At 55.3% G+C, this 18,000-nt stretch carries 11 protein-coding genes and 2 CRISPR repeat arrays (1 of these 13 cut by a window edge); of the genes, 2 read left to right on the forward strand and 9 right to left on the reverse strand.

Translation table 11 applies throughout. The features are described from left to right. From NST37_RS21200 to NST37_RS21235, 8 genes are read right to left on the reverse strand one after another with little or no spacing between them, the layout of a single operon-like run. On the reverse strand, positions 1 to 3,093 hold the full coding sequence (locus NST37_RS21200; RefSeq protein WP_172920667.1) for a VWA domain-containing protein: 3,093 nt from the start codon (positions 3,091 to 3,093) through the stop codon (positions 1 to 3). Next, on the reverse strand, positions 3,083 to 4,999 hold the full coding sequence (locus NST37_RS21205; RefSeq protein WP_172920666.1) for a BatA and WFA domain-containing protein: 1,917 nt from the start codon (positions 4,997 to 4,999) through the stop codon (positions 3,083 to 3,085). The genes NST37_RS21200 and NST37_RS21205 overlap by 11 nt, the downstream gene beginning before the upstream one ends. Positions 5,000 to 5,014: 15 nt before the next feature. Continuing rightward, positions 5,015 to 5,896 carry a DUF58 domain-containing protein gene (locus NST37_RS21210; RefSeq protein WP_039071526.1) on the reverse strand — a complete coding sequence of 294 codons (882 nt, stop codon included), beginning with the start codon at positions 5,894 to 5,896 and terminating at the stop codon, positions 5,015 to 5,017. Further along, entirely contained in the window at positions 5,893 to 6,879 is a 987-nt protein-coding gene (locus NST37_RS21215; RefSeq protein ID WP_039071527.1) for a MoxR family ATPase, read from the reverse strand. The genes NST37_RS21210 and NST37_RS21215 overlap by 4 nt, the downstream gene beginning before the upstream one ends. Before the next feature lie 14 nt (positions 6,880 to 6,893). After that, on the reverse strand, positions 6,894 to 8,696 hold the full coding sequence (locus NST37_RS21220; protein WP_172920665.1) for a hypothetical protein: 1,803 nt from the start codon (positions 8,694 to 8,696) through the stop codon (positions 6,894 to 6,896). Beyond that, positions 8,696 to 9,586: an ABC transporter permease gene (locus NST37_RS21225; RefSeq protein ID WP_003391795.1), complete on the reverse strand. Its 891-nt coding sequence runs from the start codon at positions 9,584 to 9,586 to the stop codon at positions 8,696 to 8,698. Before NST37_RS21225 ends, NST37_RS21220 begins: the two co-directional genes overlap by 1 nt. Continuing rightward, positions 9,583 to 10,509: an ABC transporter ATP-binding protein gene (locus NST37_RS21230; protein WP_003391796.1), complete on the reverse strand. Its 927-nt coding sequence runs from the start codon at positions 10,507 to 10,509 to the stop codon at positions 9,583 to 9,585. Before NST37_RS21230 ends, NST37_RS21225 begins: the two co-directional genes overlap by 4 nt. Continuing rightward, positions 10,506 to 12,878: a hypothetical protein gene (locus tag NST37_RS21235; protein WP_172920664.1), complete on the reverse strand. Its 2,373-nt coding sequence runs from the start codon at positions 12,876 to 12,878 to the stop codon at positions 10,506 to 10,508. The genes NST37_RS21230 and NST37_RS21235 overlap by 4 nt, the downstream gene beginning before the upstream one ends. Positions 12,879 to 13,091: 213 nt before the next feature. On the opposite strand from NST37_RS21235, the gene NST37_RS21240 reads away from it, so the two are divergent. Further along, on the forward strand, positions 13,092 to 13,817 hold the full coding sequence (locus NST37_RS21240; protein ID WP_031931653.1) for an MOSC domain-containing protein: 726 nt from the start codon (positions 13,092 to 13,094) through the stop codon (positions 13,815 to 13,817). Between the two features lie 117 nt (positions 13,818 to 13,934). Further along, positions 13,935 to 14,338: a CRISPR direct-repeat array (repeat unit 36 nt; unit sequence GTGCTAAACGCTTTTCAGCATCACAGCTACTTTCAG). An 840-nt stretch (positions 14,339 to 15,178) separates the two neighbouring features. Here NST37_RS21240 and NST37_RS21245 read toward each other — a convergent pair. Then, positions 15,179 to 15,691 (reverse strand): hypothetical protein, encoded by a 513-nt coding sequence (locus tag NST37_RS21245; RefSeq protein ID WP_339185775.1) that lies wholly within the window; start codon positions 15,689 to 15,691, stop codon positions 15,179 to 15,181. A gap of 770 nt (positions 15,692 to 16,461) precedes the next feature. Here NST37_RS21245 and NST37_RS21250 point away from each other — a divergent pair. Beyond that, positions 16,462 to 17,676: an IS256 family transposase gene (locus NST37_RS21250; RefSeq protein ID WP_251247396.1), complete on the forward strand. Its 1,215-nt coding sequence runs from the start codon at positions 16,462 to 16,464 to the stop codon at positions 17,674 to 17,676. A gap of 173 nt (positions 17,677 to 17,849) precedes the next feature. Continuing rightward, positions 17,850 to 18,000: a CRISPR direct-repeat array (repeat unit 36 nt) (it continues 1,051 nt past the right edge of the window).

Consider the following 18,000-nt stretch of genomic DNA (forward strand, 5'->3'; position numbering starts at 1 on the left):
TTACTTTTGCTTTCTCTTTTTGGCGGCAAGCAGCCTGTTGAAGGTCTCTCCAGTCTGCTCCGTCCCCTTGCTCTCTGCTTGAGGCTGGTCCGACTGGGGAGCACTGGACGGTCGTGAGGAATCTGCAGACGGCCCCAGCCCGCTCGCTGGTGTGCCAGTCCCTTTTTTCCCGCGCTCGGTCTTTGCCCTGTCCAGTCTGTCAAAAAGCGAACCGGCGGATGTGCCTTGATCCCGGGCATTCAAGCCTGCGGAGACATTGGCAGCGTTGGAGCCAGTGGCTCCGTTGGAACTAGTGGCTGCATGGGAGTCATTGTCCAATTGTCCTCCGGCCTGATTGCCCAAGTTCGTTTGGCTGGTTGAAGTGCTATGACTGCTCTGGCTGGTTTGGCTGGTTTGGCTGGTTTGGCTGCCTTGCCCGTCTTGACCGCTCTCGCTGCTTCTAAAGCGCTGTCCCCGTTTCTCCCCGAGTCGAGCAAACACGGCGGCGCTTTCCGTCTCTTCCACAGCTTCTGCAGTCCTTCGCTTCCGAAGCCATCCAGTCACCCTTGCCCACCAACGCTCAGGGAGCTGCAAGCGCCTGGCCGCAACGTCGAGAGGCCACAGGAGAGCCGCAAGCATCAGCAGCCAGTCGCCGATCGGCTGTGTTTCCCATTTGGCAGGAAGCTTTCCGGTAAACACCTCTGCCGGATCGGCAATTCGTGTGCCGCCTCCAGCCAAAAGCCACTCCTGCATCCGCCCTTCGCCGTCCTGCTGCAATCCGAACTCAGGCGAATACGATACGCTTAGCCCGGCTGTCTGCCCGGCCGTCACCTTTCCATTCGCTTTCTCCGTCACTTGAATCAGGTAGCTGCCCGGCTCAGCGGCGTCAAAGCTTCCTTCCAGTGTCCCTGGAGCGACAGGTTTCAACCGGACCACTTCCCGCTTCATCTCCCGGTTGACGACGACAGCCTCCAGCTCCTGCGGCAGCTTTTCGCCTTTTGGCAAGGATACCGTCACTTTTCCTCTGGACCCGTCAAGCTGCGTCTCGACCTGCCAACGTCCGGTCTCGACCTGGGGCAGCGTCCAGCCGACGATCTCCGTCCAGAGACGGCTGTTGCCCGGCCATGCGACCCAATCCGGTCCCCATTTGCCTTCCAGATCGCTCGTCCAGGCGACGGCTCGGCCCAAACCGTACTGCCAACGGCTGAGGATCGGGTCGGCGTCCTGGCTCATCAAGACGGGCTCTGCCGTCTTCTTGAGCGTCGTCGCCACATAGGCGCGAAGCAGCGGAAGCGGCTGCCGGAGAGTCCCCCAGTCGCCTGCTCCCGTGCGCTCGGGATATTGCGGCTTCTCGACGATAAACGTCCGGCTGGCGAGGGCCGTTTCCTTGCTGAAAATCTTCGGAATCGAGGTCGCGTCGCTCGCAAAGTAGTAGCGTCCTTTTCCCCAATCGGCGATGTCCTGCAAGAGCCCTGTGTCGGAATCATCCCCGACCGCAACGGTCGAAACCGTGATGTTTTCCCCGATCATCTGCTCCAGCATGCCTTGGTAATTGTCTTCGCGGCCGGATTGTCCGTCTGTGAGCAGGATGACGTGCTTTCGCTTCGTCTTCATTGTCTTGATCCGGTCGTAGGCCATCTGCAGCGCCGGGAATATATCGGTGCCTCCGTCTGCGTATATGCTCCCGATCTGCCCCTGGATCGCAGGCAGATCGGTGACGTTTTGAGGGGCCACCACTTCCCACGGGCTGCCGTCAAACGCGATCACGCCGATCTCGTCCTGGCGGTTGAGCATGGTCGTGGCCCGGATCGCGGCTTCCTTCGCCAGCTCCATTTTGTCGACGCCATACGCATCGGATGCCATACTGCCCGATTTGTCGATGACCAGCATAAGTCCCAGCGTAGGCTGCTCTTCCTTGCTGCGCAAATCCATATGCACGGGAAGCGCCTCTTCGATCGGAGTCTGGAACCAGCCGCCCATACCGAAACCGTCGGAGCCTCCTGTCATGATCAACCCGACGCCAAGATCGCGGACAGCCGTTCTGATCCGCTCCATATCGGCATCGCTGACCTGTGTTGCGGCCAGGTCGGCCAGGATGATGGAAGCGTACTGCTTGTAGCCTTCCAGCTCTTTTGGCAGCAGCGCCACGTCCTTCGTCTCAACCTTGATATTGCCAGCCTGGAGAGCCTGGACGAGGTTGCTGGCGGCACCGGGATGTCCTTCCAGAACCAAAACAGACGGCGTCCCCGTCACTTGCGTATAGGCAAATGCCTGATTGTTGGCCTGCACCGTATCACGCTCCGGATCGATTTCCACCCGGTAGCGGTGAAAGCCCTCATTCATAGCCTTTTGGGAAAAGAGAAAGCGGTTCCTCCCCTTTTCGACCTGAACGGCTTGTGTCCCGGCTTCGCGGTTTCCTTCGTAGAGGCGAAGCACCGCTTTGGTCGCAACGGTGCTTTCCAGCTCAACCTTGATCGCGTATTCCTCTCCCGCGTACAGCCGATCCGGCACCTGAACGGCAGACAGCACGACCTCATCGCCCTGCGGCTGCTCGAAAAGGACGCTTTCTACCGCAATCCCCCGCTCTTTGGCCAGCTTGACTTCACGCGCCGTATCTCCGTGCGTGTCCATCCCGTCGGTGATGATCACGATCTTGCCGCGGGCGCCGGTAGGAATCATCGCTTGCGCAAGCCGGATTCCCTCCGCCAGATTGGTGGCGTGGCGGTTTACTTCCACAAAGACAGGCTGGACCTGGCTGCTCGTCGTCAGCGGCTGATCTACCGCCGCGTTGGCCCCTGTCGCGACGATGCCGTACTGATCCTCTGCCCGCTTGCCTTCAACCGCTTCCCTGAGAAAACGGCTAGGCTGCTGATCGTCCTTGATCGAAGCCGAGCTGTCCCATACGAAAACAACGGTCTCGGCCCGTACCGGGTAGAGCAGCTGGATGCCGGCCAAAGCCAGAATCAGCAGACAAAAGACCGCTGTCCGGATCGCGGCGATAACGCTTTTGCGGCTGACTGGCATCTGCTGTTGCCCGCGCCACCAGTGAACCACCGCGTATACCGCCGGGAGAAGGAGCAGCAGAAACCACGGTTGCTGTACGTCAATACCCACGGCGATACACCCTCCATTCCACAAACACAATCAAAAGCGCCAGCGCAGCGATCCAATACGTAAGCTCTTTTGCCCCGGTCGCCTGCCCGTTGCCGTCCAGGCTCCGTCCAGCGGCTTCCCTCTCTTTGCTGTCTTCCGTGTTGTCCGTGCCGGCCGCTTTGCCAGAAGAGACACGCAGAACACGCGGAGCGATATCAGACTCCGCCTCGCTCATGTGGACGGCAAAATAGCGTTCGACAGACGCCGGCCCGCTGTCTGTTTCCTCTGTCAGCCGGTACAGCCCTGTCTGCTCGGGAACCTGGAACAGCCAGGTCGTTCCCTGTACATCCAGCGTTTGCGATGTGCCGTCAGGCAGCGTCAGCACCCGCTTGGCCGCGCCTGGCGTCAAGGAGACCGCAAGCGCTTCGCCCGGCAACGCGGGACCAATCGGGACGCTTTGCACCGAAGAGAGCCAGGTGACGGCATTTTGCATGAAGATCGGGAAGGCGGGCCGCAGCGGCAAATCGGAGTCGTGCAGGTCAAAGCCGATGATGACAACTTTTTTGCCCTCCAGCGTACCTGCTGCAATCAACTCGTTCTCTCCCGCCCGCACGAGTGTGCGCAAGCCGGGAATCGAACCCCAGACAGCGCTTTTGGATACATGCACTTCCCGCCAGTCCACGTACTTCATCAGCGGGTCATCCGCCTGCACGGATTCGAGATCACCAGTCACCTCCGCCACTCCCTGGTACGGAAGCCAGTCCGTTTTTTTATCGGGCGCGATCAGCAAGATGTTTCCCTCCGGCAGCTTGTCCGGAACCACACCGTCAAAAATCCACAGATCGGCTGCGCCGCTTTTCCCGCCCGGCAGTGCCGTCTCAGTCTCAAGCTCTACGGTTCCTACCGTTTGCAGGGCTTGATGGAGGAAACGGTTTCCCCCTGGACTCACCAGTACGGCCCGGCCTTTGCCCGAACCATACGGAACGCTCCAAGCCTCGTTGTCTTCGGCCAGACCGTCCGCCTCCGCTGCAATTACGGCCCGGTACGCAGGCATCGCGGGCAATCGTTTAAAGGCAACCGTCTGGGAAGCTCCCGCCTCGACGGAGAACGTGCCTACGTCGAGCAAATTTTGGTCAAGCCCGAAGATCGAGATATTGCCTTTTTTCGGTTGCGACCCGTGATTGTCGATGCGCAGCAAGCCTTCCGTGCCTTCGCTTCCGGTCTGTGTGACGAAAGCGCCGACAGCCACGTTTTCCGTGGAGCGGCCGGCAGCATGGAAACGGAACGGCCCCGGAATGGAAACCGCTGCAGCGGTGCTCTGCCCCGGCTCGTGCAGATCTTCTCCCCCGCCGTCGCCAAACCACATCACGCCGCTTCCCTCTTCCGTTGAGGCGATGGCTCCCGCCAAGGAAAGGGCTGCGCGCTGATCAGTCTCTCCGGGCCTTGGAGCGAGCGAGTAGAGCGCCTGCAAAACCTTCTCTTTCTCCGTGCTTTTGGACAGCCACACCTTTGGCTCGCGGCCTGCCTCGATCAACGTCACAGCCTGCCCGCTGCCCAGATTTTCCACCGCCTTTTCCGCTTCTGCCACGGCCCTTTGAAAGCGGGTTTGCCCGCCTTCCCTGGCCAGCATGCTGCCCGAAGTATCTACAACCAAAATCGTGTGTTCGGCTATCGCTCCGGCCATCGGCACAGCCGGGCGGACCAAGGCAAGCACCAGCAGGATGGCCGCCAGCAGTTGAAGCAGCAAGAGCAGGTTTCGCTGCAGCTTCTCCCATGGCCGAACGGCCTCCCAGCTCTGCAGCGTCCGCTGCCATAGCAGCGTGCTGGGCACCTCTACATCTTCCACCTTTCGCTTCAGGAGATAGAGAGCCGCGATCGCCGGCACGATCAGCAAAAAACCGAGATTGCCTAAAGCCAACCACTGCATCAAAGCTCCTCCTCCCTAGCGAATCATTCCTGCTTGCCGAAATACTTGAAAGACAACTTCCTCCAGGGGCGTCTCCGTTTTTACATCGACGGCGGAAATCCCCCTGCGGTAAGCAAATTGCGCGAGTGCGGCCTGGTAATCCCGGACCGTTTTCCGATACTCATCCATCAAGGCATGGGTCACGGAAATTTCCTTGCCCGTCCCCGTCTCGCTGTCGATCAGGCGCAGCTCCCCCTGGTACGCGGGTTCGCGCTCTTCCCGGGACAATAGCTGCACCAGTGTGACATCCTGCCGGGTCGCCTGCAGATAGGCGATTGCGTCCTCGTAGCCGGATTCAAACAAGAAGTCGGACAGAACGAGGGAAACGCCCGTCTTGCCGTGGACAGCACCGGGCGAGCGCAGCGCTTGCTCCAGATCGCCCGTCCCACGGACCGAAAGCGAGGCGAGAAAGTCAAAAAGCTGTGCCGCCTTGTTTTTTCCCTGCAAATTTCGCAAGGAGGCGATGATCTCCCGGTCGAAGGCGTACACCGAAACGTAATCGAGATGGCACAGGGAGATGTACCCGAGTGCCGCTGCTAGCTGCACGGCACGCTCCAGCTTTGGCGGCTCCCCGTAGCCCATCGATTTGCTGCAGTCAATGTAAAGCGTGACGTGCAGCTCCTGCTCGTCCAGGAACTTTTTGACGAACAGCTTGCCCGATCTCGCATAGGCATTCCAGTCTAGCTGGCGCAGGTCGTCTCCAGGCGCGTAGGCCCGGTAATCGGCGAATTCAAGCGAGCTCCCGGTCTGCCTGGAACGGCGTTTCCCGACCTGGGTGCCGCTTGCCAACCGTCTGCTGAGCACCTGCATGCGCTCCAATCGGCTCAGCCAGGCCGGGTCCAGAAGGTGTTTGTTCATGCCCGTTCCTTCTCCAATCCGGCCAGAATCTCCTGGACGATGCTATCCGGGCGAATTCCGTTTGCCTCCCCTTCAAAATTGAGGAAGACACGGTGGCGCAAAGCAGGCAAGGCGACTGCGTCAATATCCTCAAAGGAAAGGTTGAATCTGCCTGAAAGCAGCGCTCTCACTTTCGCCAGGGCGACCATCGCCTGCACGCCGCGAGGCCCCGCACCGGAACGGACATAACGGTTGACGGAGTGGATCGCCTGCTCGCCCGGATGGGTCGCCAGCAAAAGCTTCACCGCATAGCTGAGTACCGCATCTGCGACGAGAATGTCGCGGGCCGCTTGCTGAATATCGGCAATCTCCCGCGCCGATGCCACTTTCTCGACAGAAGCTCCCTGGCCCGCCGTCGTCCTGAGCACGATCTCCTTCAGCTCGTCCGCCGTGGGAAACGGAACTTCTATTTTCAAAAGGAAGCGGTCCATCTGGGCTTCCGGCAGCGGATACGTCCCTTCCTGCTCCAGCGGGTTTTGCGTAGCCAGAACAAAAAACGGATCGGGCAGCGCCCGAGTCACGCCCCCCGCGGAAACGGTTCGCTCCTGCATTGCCTCGAGCAGGGCGCTTTGCGTCTTGGGCGTCGCCCGGTTGATTTCATCCGCCAGAACGACGTGGGCAAAAATCGGGCCCCTTTGGAACTGGAACGACTGCTGTCCCGTTTCATCTACGCTCAAAATGTTCGTGCCGGTAATGTCCGTCGGCATCAGGTCGGGCGTAAACTGAATCCGTTGAAAGGACAGCTCAAACGCTTGCGAAAGCGTCTTGACCAGCAGGGTCTTCCCCAGTCCCGGCACGCCCTCCAAGAGTGCATGCCCTCCTGCAAATACCGCCCACAGCAGCTGGTCAACGACTTCGCGCTGGCCAACCAGAACCTTTCCGATTTCCTCGCGAACTCTCTCCACTCGCTGGAGGCATTCTTCCCATGCTTGTTGCTCTGCCATATGCTCACTTCCCCCTACGGTTCAATATTGCTGAAATACTCTTTCACCACGTCCTGATAATCGCTGGGAATGGAGCTTTTCTCCAGGCTCTCCCGGGCAAACTCGGCGTACTGTCCGTACACTTCCTCGTACGGGAGCGCTCCCCCGGACGATACCTGCGTCGCCCCGGTCTGGCGGGACTGGGAAGCGCCCTCCCCGAGCGGTCCGCCAACCGTGTTAACCGGCCCCTCGCCCCCGATGCGGGCAGACGGGACAGTCACCAGCTCGTGGCTTCCCTGGCCGAGACCTGCACCGGCTCCTTTGCCGGAACCGCTGCCTGAGCCGCTGCCGTTTCCTGAACCATTTCCGTTGCCAGATCCGTTTCCATTGCCATTGCCATTGCCGTTTCCGCTTCCATTCCCGTTTCCGGCACCATTGCCGTTGCCTGAGCCATTGCCATTTTGCGAGCCTTGCCCGTTTGCATTTCCCGAGCCGTCGCTTCCAGCTCCTCCGGCTGCCGTTCCGCCCGCTGCCGCTTGCGAGCCTGCCCCCGTACCTGTCTGGGCGTTTCCCGCCGATGCAGAGACCGGGACAGCTCCGCCCGGACTGCCCGCTGCTCCTCCTGCCGCCCCTGCACCAGCCTGAGCCGAGCCATTGGCCGTGCTGCCAGCGCCAGCCAGCATCATCTGAGGCTGCTGCATCGCGGCCATCGACTGTGCGGCCAGGAGTGCCGCCGTGCGCGCCTCTGCCATCTGCTGCATAGCCTGCGCCAGTCCGGTCTCGAGTGGAGCAAACGCCTGCTGGACATTTCCTTGGGCCAGCTGCTTGGCTGCTTCCTGAAGCTGTTCGGCTGCCTTGGCCGCTTCCTCGTCGCCTGCTGCCTGGCCTTCTTTTGCCAGTTGCTCGGCCGCCTTGCTCAACGCTTCAGCGAGAGCCTTCTGCTCTTCGGCCTTCAACGCTTCAACCGCTTTGGCCGATTCCTTCAGGGCATCAACCATCGCTTGGCGGTCCCCGCTGTTCATCGCGGCTCCGACCTTTTGCAGCCCCGGCTGTCCGCCAATGGTCTCCTGGAGCTTTTGCAGCCCGGCCATCTTCCGTTCCTGGGACTGCTTCCACTTGTCCAACTGCTTTTCCGCCGCCTTCATCGCGTTCAGCCGCTCCGCAGGGCTTTTGGCCTCTGCTACCGCTTTTTTCGCCTGTTCAATCATTTCTTCGAGCTGCTTCTTTTGGGCATCGCTCAAGCCTTCCTGGGTTTTTGCTTCCTCCTGGAGCTTTTTCAGCGATTCCTCGGCGGCTGCCTGGGCCTGCTTTTGCTGCGCCATCTGAGCCAGCCGCTCGTCCTGGGCGTTGGGCCAGAGCAGAAGCAGCAAGCAAACGGCCAACGCTCCTCCAGCCGCATACGCCTGCTTGCGGATGATCGGCCAGACCTCGATGCTCTCCAGAATATGCGGCAAAGACTGCCGCAGCCGGTTGACAGCATCCTCACGCTGCGCCGCGGCAAATGGAGAGCTGTTCTCCCGATACTCCAGCGCCGTAGCAACCCGCTCTGCCAACCCGCGACTGTCGGCCAGCCGGGCACAATCCCGCTCCGTCGGCCGCGCCCTCCAGAGGCGCACCATACCAGCCGCAACCCCTGCCAAGGCAGCGGCGAGCACCAGCCACTTGTAGAAGGGAATGGGAAAAAGACGAGCCAGGAGGAGAAGCACAAAGCTTCCTCCCAGCCCCCATAGAGCCCCCGCCACGAGCCAGCGGGCGCTCTCCCGGTATAAGACGCGCTTTTTGATCGGCGCGAGCAGCGTCAGCAGATTATCCTTGTTTTCAGGACCAAACACGCTCATCACTCCCCAGTAGCGGCTTTCCTGCGCCAGCGCGGCTTCACCGGCTTAATCAGATAGATCGACAGCACCAGACAAATGATCGTGACAACGGCAAAGAACAAGCAGTAAATCGCGTATGGATCAAGCGCCAGCGCTGCGTACTTGCTGCCGGCCATCCGGCGAAGACCGCGAAAGGGCCCTTCTTCAAAAATGCTCAGCATGGCAAACAGCGGGTTTAGACTGTGAAAAAAATCGGGCCAGACCGGAAAAGGCCCGGTAATGTTGTTTGCATTGCGCTGGAAACGGATAAACTCCCGGATCACTTCCGCCAGCACGCTGGTCCCTACCCCGTATCCAAACACGAGCGCGTAGCTGAGCACCGTCGCAATACCGGTCCGCTTGATCAGCGTGGACAACAGCACCCCTACGCTTCCAAGGCCGAGCATGGTCACCACGTAAAAGGCGAATACCTGCAGCAGCTGGACCGGAGAAACTCCCCCGTACAAAAAGATGATGGCGTACAACGGAATCGTGGCAAACACGAGAAAGCTCATAAAGCTGAGTGAAGCGAGCCACTTGCCGAGTACGAGCTTGGTCGCGCTGACATTGGTCGTCAGCAGGATGCTGAGCGTCTGCCGCTCCCTCTCTCCAGAAATGACGCCCGCCGTCAGGCCCGGGACGACAAAGCAAATCATCGCCAGCTGCATGAGCGAAAGCATCATGAACAGCTCCCGGGTCTCGTTGGGGTTGTAGTAGCTGCCCGCTCCGGTCATCAAAAAGACGAAGGTCAGCGCCACGGTTCCCAGCACCAGCAAATACAGCGTAATGATCCACGGGGAGCGCTTGGTCCGCATGCGCAATTTCAGTTCGTTCATCAGCACGGGATTGCGAAATCGCCGCAAGACGTTCATGAGCCCACCCCCTTGGTGATTTCCAAAAAGATTTCTTCCAGATTCCCTTCCGCCTCATTGAAAGCGGCTACCGGAAGGCCTGCCAGAGCGAGGCTGCGCAGCAGCTCGACCTGCTGCTGGTCATCGCCGGAAAACCCGACAACGGCCCAGTTTCCTTCTCTCGTCACGTTCGAGACGAGAGGCTGCTGCTTCAGGTGGGTCAGTGCGTCTTCCATCCGGTCGACGAGACGGATGCGCAAAACCCGCTTTTCCTGCATTCTGGCGTAGATTTCTTCCACTTTGCCAAAAGCGATCAGGTTTCCTTCCTCGATCACGCCGATCACATCGCACATCTCCGCAAGCTCGGGCAAAATGTGCGAGCTGATAATAATCGTTTTGCCCATATCGCGCAGCTCCTTCAAAATCTCGCGCAGCTCGATCCGCGCCCGCGGGTCGAGACCGGAGGCCGGCTCGTCGAGAATCAGCACCTCGGGATTGTGCACCAGGCAACGGGCCAATCCGAGCCGCTGTTTCATCCCCCGCGACAGCGAGTCGACGTAGGCATCCCGCTTGTGGCTGAGATTGACCAGCTCCAGCAGCTGAGGGATGATCTGCCGACGTTCCTGGACAGGGATGTCGTAATTGGCGCCGTAAAAGTCGAGATATTCCTCTGCGGTCAAATTGTCGTACACGCCGAAAAAGTCAGGCATGTACCCGATCAGCTTGCGGACCTGGCGAGGATGGCTGGTCACTTCATAGCCGCCCACGTACGCTTTGCCGCTGGTCGGCTCCAATAGCGTAGCGAGAATGGACATCGAGGTCGATTTGCCTGCTCCGTTCGGACCGACAAAGCCGAAAACCGTTCCCTTGTCGATTTCCAGCGACAGTCCTTTCAACGCTTCCATCTTTCCGTATCGTTTTCGCAGTTTATCAATTTTGATCACGGTTTGATCACCTTTCCTTCCACGCTGATCACCGGCGTGCCGAGATGGCGGTGATCTTCAAAGCTGTGCGAGAACTTGATGCGCAGCGTTCCCTCCACAGAGAGGTAGTCAGCCGTCTTGTCCTTGGTCATCACGTTCTTCACAAACGCTTTGTCTAAAGGATCAAACGTTTGTGTTTTCCAGTTGTAGACCTGTTTGTCGAAGGGCGTATTGTCATCCGACCAGGTGTACAAGTTGACTTTTTCGACCTGCAGGCTCTTGTTTTGCGCTTTCGTTTCAAATTCGAGCGTAATGTCGCCTGCTCGCATCATGTAGCCGTCGCCGACATCATCCACCTCTGTGGAGCTGCCTGTTTTCACTGCATCAAACGCGCTGGTCGGGTAATAGACGTAGCCGTCCGGCGAAGGCTTGATAGAAAGCGGTGCCGTGACCAGGGAAATGCTGTACGGCTTGAACGGGCTTCCTTTCATGTCCATTTCCACGACCGGAGCATCCATCCAGCCGACCAGCATAACCGGCGCATTCTTTTGAAATCTCGGTCGGTCCTCCAGAATATCCACCATCATCTCTTCCCTGCTCGGCTCAGGATTGTAATTGCCCTGGTATGGCGAGGGCAGGAACAAGCGAGCACTGCTCCGGCCGCGTCCCGTCACGGTCTGCGTAGACGGGTCGAATTTCAACTCGACCTGTATCGATTGGCCAGGGGCCAGCTCCGGAAAGCTCTGTGTCTGGTTATCCGCCGCCACTACGACATTTCTCAGCGAGTATGGCGATTTATTCGTCACCGTCCCTTTCAGGGCACCATTCGTAAAGACCAGATCAGACTCGAATGTCCCGACATCGGAGAGGTGCTGGTCCGTACCGACCTTGCGCATCGACCAGAATTCCACGTCCTTGAACTGCACCTGGGCCTGGTCCGGCTGGGTCGACACCCATGCTTTCGGCTCCTCCTGGCCGTATTGGTATGGCAGGATCGGCCACGTTCTGCCGTTTCCTTTCACCACGATCTCATAATCGCTGCTGCTCGGGACGAACATCGCTGTGACCGCCTTGGCGCTCGCTTTTCCATCTCTGAGCATTTCGACAAACCCGACCTGATGCAACAGCGGCGTCGTCCCCCGCTGCAGCGCTCCAAACGTGAAAATCCCGATACCTGTCACTACGGCAAGAGCGGGTACTACCCCCCACATCAGGCCTTGCTTCCGCTTGCGGCGGAGCAGGAAAAACAGGATCGGCCCTGCCACAAACGCATAGATGCCGAAAAAGAGGGCGAGCCATTTCATGTCGGGCATTTTCAGCGCGGGAATCCGGTCAGCCGCATTGTCCAGCGCCCAAACGGAATCCATCGGGTCGCGATGTGTCTGATTCAAATTGGAGCCGAACCCCTTTTTCAAAGCGTCAGCCCAGAACCGGCTGTTTCCGCTCCAACTGGCCACGGGCTCTTCGGCAAGGTCATAGGCGATATACATGACCTTCCCGTTGCCGACAGCACGGGTGGCGAGAAGCGGCACTCCCGCCTCGGTGAAAAGAGCTGTTCCGCTTTTTAGCGCACCTGTACTTACGGTAAACGGACGGTCCAGGGCAGGGGCATTGGTCTTCTCCACCGTCAATGCTTGCAAGGAGGTCAGGCTTGTAACGCCAGTCACCTCGACAGGTGAAAGCTCCTTCAGCTCGCCCGCCGTTTTTCCGTAATGAGCCCCGCCTGCCAGCATCAGCATGCCGCCTGCGGTCGTCCATTCGCGGATCGCCTGCACCTGCTGGCTGTTCAGGCTGTCGAGGGCAAAGTTATTTAGAAGCAAAATGTCAATCATCTGCAAATCAGTGCTTGCCACGGGCATTTGCTCCGCTTTCAACGGAAGGACCCGAACCTGGTTGTTAAACGCCTCTCTGGGCATGGCTCCAAGGAAATTGGCTGTATCCGGATTGGCAGCCAGTACGCCCACGAACAGCGCGTCCCCGCTGTAGCGTCTTCCTCCGATGGAGGTTTTGGCCACAATATTGTCGCCCTGCATAAAGGCTACGTATGTATTGGGGCCGATTTGGTTGCCTGGTACGGACAAGGTCACCTGTTTTGTCGCCCCCTTGGCGACGGAGACTGGCTGGTAGTACGCCACAGAAAAGGAATCCCCTCCTCTGTCGCTGACATTGACCACCAGGTTTCCTTCCACGTCCGAACCGCTATTGCTAACCGTCACCTGGATCGGAACCATTCCGGTTTCTTTGTAATCGCCGCCAATCCCGGCCGTCACGCCGAGCTGCACCGGCACTTCCGCCTGCACGGCTGGCGTCCATCCGCCCGGCGCCCCTGCCACCAAAAGCAGGCACGTCAAAAAGGCCAAGAGCCATTGCTTGGGCTTCTTTCGATTCATTTCTCCTACCTCCACCGACGACATGTCTGATTTGATAACGTGCTACAGTTATGACGTATGATATGGAAGAAAAGCTACAGGTTGTTTCAGAAATGCAAAAAATTAGCGTTTTTACTGAAAAAGATGTGGACGATCACGCAACTTGTCTAAGGTATATTTGGATCTACAGATAGAATACAGTTAGTGACGAGAAACCAAAAAGGAGACTTCAACATGGGACATTCGCTAGGGAAAATCAGTGCCATCCATCGCTATCCGGTCAAGTCGTTTCGCGGGGAAAGCCTGCAGGAAGCTGCCGTATCCCGGTTCGGCCTGTACGGCGACCGCAGCCGCGCATTTTTGGACGAGAAAAGCCCGGTCAGACACCTGACGGCAAAGCATGTCCCCAAGCTGCTTGAGTATCAGGCTGCCTGCGTCAGTGAAGGGGATGAGACGTCTTTTCCCGATGTTCGGATAACAACACCGGACGGGCGGGTAGTTCCTTGGACAGATGAGGAACTGCATAAGGAAATCGAGCAGCTCAGCGGACGGCCTTTGGTTCCCGTCACCTTTACGCCGCAGGATGAGCTGATGGGCGTCGATCAGGCGCAGCTACTGATCGTGACAGACGCTTCCGTACGGGCATTGGAGCAGATGTGGGGAAAACCGGTGGACCCCCTTCGTTTCAGGCCTAATATCGTCTTGGAGCAAGCAGATGGAGTGCCATTTGCCGAGGAGGACTGGATCGGGCGGCGGATTCAGATTGGCGAGGTAGTCGTGGAAGTGTACAAAAAGTGCAAGCGCTGCTCGATGGTCAATATTGATCCGGGGGATTACTCGATTGACCCTAGCTTGTTGAAGACGCTTGCGACGAGTCGGGAGGCTTGCTTTGGAGTGTATGCGGCTGTGGTTGAAACCGGGGTTGTTCGGGTTGGGGATGTGGCGGGTTTGTTGGGGTGATGTTTTGGAGAGCGTCTGCTGAGCGTATGGGGCGGAATTACTAATATTGGCATGTACATGGCGTGGCTTTCTAGCCGCTGTTGGCTGCAGGGCCACGCCTTAGCTTTATGGACAGTGGACTAAAACGCTTTTCAGCATCACAGCTACTTTCAGGAGATTAAGTTTTACCGTTTGGAGGAGACAGCAGATGTAGTGCTAAACGCTTTTCAGCATCACAGCTACTTTCAGGTACGTTGAAGAGGAGCCATACGAAGTATCTTTTGGCGTGCTAAACGCTTTTCAGCATCACAGCTACTTTCAGTGAGGGAAGAAACCGATTTGATGGCTGATCATGCTTTGTGCTAAACGCTTTTCAGCATCACAGCTACTTTCAGCGGAGACGACTACAAAGAATTTCTCGGGTACATCGAGACGTGCTAAACGCTTTTCAGCATCACAGCTACTTTCAGAATCATCCCGGTAACCACGGTGTTAGGCGGTTACTTGTGCTAAACGCTTTTCAGCATCACAGCTACTTTCAGAGCCTCCACAAAAAACCCTTGATACATATGGGAAAGACGCCCTTCATTTCAAGCACCTCTGACGAAGCGGTTCACTTTTTACAAAAGGCCCTTTCTTTTATAGGAATGCAATACCCATACTTATTGATTTACCAGTATTCCTCCTAATTTTCAAGCACCTACCTAAACAGGATAATCGTCCAAACCCTGTCAGTAACGGCCTCATCATACTTTTTTCAGGTTCTGTTTCAAGAATGACCTTGGTACTTGAATCGAATTACAATGTTCACCACTACGAGGGTGGAGCGTGTCCAATCCCCTAGATTAGAACGCAAACTCCTTCTTGAGGGTTTCTTACTATTGTTCAACCTATTAGAGGAAAATATTAAAAAGTGATTTTAACACCCAAATGACAATCACAAGAATAACATACTCCCAAACTTTATACCGTAAAGTAGTTCTATTTTTAGTAAACATGTATTTGAAGAGGATGAAAAAGAATATTCCAACAGCAATCCCCAATAGATCGCTTACTCTAAAGATACTAATGTCCATACCTCACCAGCTCCCCGATAAGTCACAATTAGAAAGGAAGTTAAAAACACCTCCCCGTTAAAATATCACTTTACGCTCAAAGTTCGGAATCAATGTTCAAGAAAAAGACGCCTTTTCTCAAACGAGAGAGGCGTCACAGCTTCGTTTCACAATGTTTCCTACCAGTCAGGCTCCGCGCCATTGACTATTACTCCTGGGCCTTTCTGATCCGGAAGTAATGAAGGCATTGTGGTTGTGGTGAAAACGAAAGTAAAAGCGAGCATTACTAACAGTTTTTTCATAACTTATACCTCCCCCTTCCTTTATTTAACTATTATGACACAACTTTTTAATAGTTTCCATCTGTTCAAAGGAAATACTCTTCTCATGTAACCGATGGTACTTTAAGAAAAGACCCATACATTCAAATGCCTTGTCACTGGCTCCTAGTTTGCGATAATAACCCATGCTTTCAAGAAGGCTATGAAAGCCCTTCTCCATTTGCCCAATGGAGAGTTGGCAGACTCCTTTTCGTTTGTAGTATCGCGCTGCTTGCTTGATCCGATGCGGATGGACGAGAATGTCCGCAGGCAAAAACTGATCCTCACATACGATCAATTCCCTAATCAAGTCGTCCTCGCCGCTCTCCAAATACGCTTCCAAAAGATCGCTCACAATGGAAATACGCCCATCCGGCTTTGCTTCATGCAGACACTCATGGTAAAGGGTAATGGCCTGATCAAGTTCTCCTTTTTTCGCATGCAGAAGCGCCCGCAAATGCTTCTTTCGAAAATCGGCATATTCGCTCTGTTCATACTTTTTCAAATAATAGTCAGCCAAGATAAGATCCCCCAGGCTCACATAAGAGTTGACAAGCGAAATGAGAGCTGACGCTTTTTGCTTGCTGTCCGTCTCGTCCCCATGAATCCCTCCTTGTAGCCTCCGGACCAGTCAGAAACGGACGTTCCGTATAGTGCCAACTTCCACACTTGGACGTTGTACCCAGATGTACGAATCCCAGTCCGAACAGATTTTGATGCTTGAGCTTACCGAGGGATCGAATCGTGTAAGGAATCATTGCTTAGAAATTACAGGAAATATTATTGGATTAGTCGGATTACATCAAAGGGCCCGAGGAGCGCTAGATCCGGGCGTACAGGAAGGGGGCAGAGGACGTAAAACCGGTTCTCATGGAGAATAGAATAGCGCGGGGAACTTGCTTCAATGAGCTTTGAAGTAAGTGGTCAAGCTCCTACAAGAAATTGGTCTTCGAAGACAAAGATTAGATAAATATCCTGTTTACCTACTGCGAAAGTCATTGCTGTGAGGGGAACGCCATTGTCCTTCTTTATCTAGGATAGGGAACTATACGAAGTGGATAGATTGCATTGTTCCTACTACGGACGGGGGGAAGTGGCATCCAGACATGGCGAGTATTGAGTTTTTGTGCTATTGACTTGGTCACGACAGACTAGGACGAAGCGGTTAGGATTACGGAAACCTACTACTAGAGAACAAGTTGGTAGTGTTTCTTAAGAGTCTGTAAAATATTTTGTGTAAACTCTCAACCTCTAAACTACAATTAGGAGTAGAAAGGTTGGGAGATTTTTATGATGTCAAAAGAGCAGATCAAGCAGTGGATCAAAGAGAAAAACATGAAGTCAGTGGACGACGTACAGTCAGCGTTAAAGGATCTATTCGCAGACACAATCCAAGAAATGCTGGAAGCTGAAATCGAGTCCTCTCTTGGATACGCCAAGCATGACATGAAAAACAAGCGGACAACCAACAGCCGCAATGGGTATAGCAAGAAAACCGTCCGTTCTGAGTACGGGGATGTCGACATCCAAGTCCCTCGAGATCGAGAGGGTGATTTTGAGCCAAACATTGTAAAGAAACATCAGTCCAACGTGACAGGGATCGAAGATCAAATTCTTGCCCTCTATGCCAAAGGCGTATCCACACGCGATATCCAAGACCATCTGCAGCAGCTCTATGGCATCGAAGTCTCACCAACGCTCATATCGAATGTAACCAATAAGATTGTACCGATGATCAAAGAGTGGCAAAATCGCCCCTTGCAAGCGGTTTATGCTGTTGTTTTCCTTGACGCCATTCACTTTAAGGTAAAACAGGACGGAGCTATCGTCAATAAAGCCGCCTATATGGTCATTGGTATTGACCTTGACGGTCATAAAGATGTGCTTGGGATCTGGATTGGGGAGAATGAATCGGCAAAATTCTGGCTGCATGTCCTCAACGAACTGAAAAATCGTGGAGTCCAGGATATTCTCATTACAAGCGTCGATAATCTTCGTGGCTTTACAGAAGCCATCTCTGCATGTTATCCGAAGACGGAGATTCAGAAATGTGTTATCCATCAAATCCGAAATTCCATCAAGTATGTTTCCTATAAGGATCTCAAAAAGATCACGTCCGAGCTAAAACCTATCTATAAGGCTCCAACGGAGCAAGCCGCGTTGGAAGAACTCGATCAGTTTGAACAAACCTGGGGCAGTAGATATCCCTTGATGGTTCGTTCCTGGCGGAATAACTGGGACGAGATTGCCACTTTCTTTAAATATCCTCCAGAGATTCGAAAGCTGATTTATACAACTAACGTGATCGAGAGTTATCATCGACAGCTTCGAAAGGTGACAAAAGGAAAAGCCATGTTTCCCACAGATGATGCCCTTTTGAAGATGTTATATCTCGTAACCATGGATGTTCTACGAAAGTGGACGGGACGAGTTCAGAACTGGGGCCAGATTCTCTTACAGCTATCCGTTTTCTTTGAAGATCGGGTACAGCCGTACATCCGTTAGCAAATGAAAGGCTTCATCCCCGAAGGGATTATCTTTTTCTCCACCAACGCGTCAAGGGTTCGCTTCGCCTCACGCCCTTGACTCTATTGGCTCCGAAAAAGATGTCCCAATTAGGGGGATGAAACCTGTTCATATATCGGTTGATTGAGTTTACACAAAAATCTTGACAGACCCACTTTTCAGCATCACAGCTACTTTCAGTTTTCTTTTTTTGATCGGCTTGTAACCGATTTAAAGTGCTAAACACTTTTCAGCATCACAGCTACTTTCAGCTTCAATAACGTCGCTTAGCAGATTCAAGAAACGGCCGAGTGCTAAACACTT

Source organism: Brevibacillus sp. FSL K6-6036 (genome assembly GCF_037964015.1).
In the GTDB taxonomy this organism is placed as follows: Bacteria; Bacillota; Bacilli; order Brevibacillales; family Brevibacillaceae; genus Brevibacillus; species Brevibacillus borstelensis.

Coding starts and splice junctions, on each gene's coding strand:
- NST37_RS21205 (WP_172920666.1), bottom strand. CDS start 4,999: ATGCAGTGGTTGGCTTTAGGCAATCTCGGTTTTTTGCTGATCGTGCCG.
- NST37_RS21210 (WP_039071526.1), bottom strand. CDS start 5,896: ATGAACAAACACCTTCTGGACCCGGCCTGGCTGAGCCGATTGGAGCGC.
- NST37_RS21250 (WP_251247396.1), top strand. CDS start 16,462: ATGATGTCAAAAGAGCAGATCAAGCAGTGGATCAAAGAGAAAAACATG.
- NST37_RS21235 (WP_172920664.1), bottom strand. CDS start 12,878: ATGAATCGAAAGAAGCCCAAGCAATGGCTCTTGGCCTTTTTGACGTGC.
- NST37_RS21215 (WP_039071527.1), bottom strand. CDS start 6,879: ATGGCAGAGCAACAAGCATGGGAAGAATGCCTCCAGCGAGTGGAGAGA.
- NST37_RS21240 (WP_031931653.1), top strand. CDS start 13,092: ATGGGACATTCGCTAGGGAAAATCAGTGCCATCCATCGCTATCCGGTC.
- NST37_RS21225 (WP_003391795.1), bottom strand. CDS start 9,586: ATGAACGTCTTGCGGCGATTTCGCAATCCCGTGCTGATGAACGAACTG.
- NST37_RS21220 (WP_172920665.1), bottom strand. CDS start 8,696: ATGAGCGTGTTTGGTCCTGAAAACAAGGATAATCTGCTGACGCTGCTC.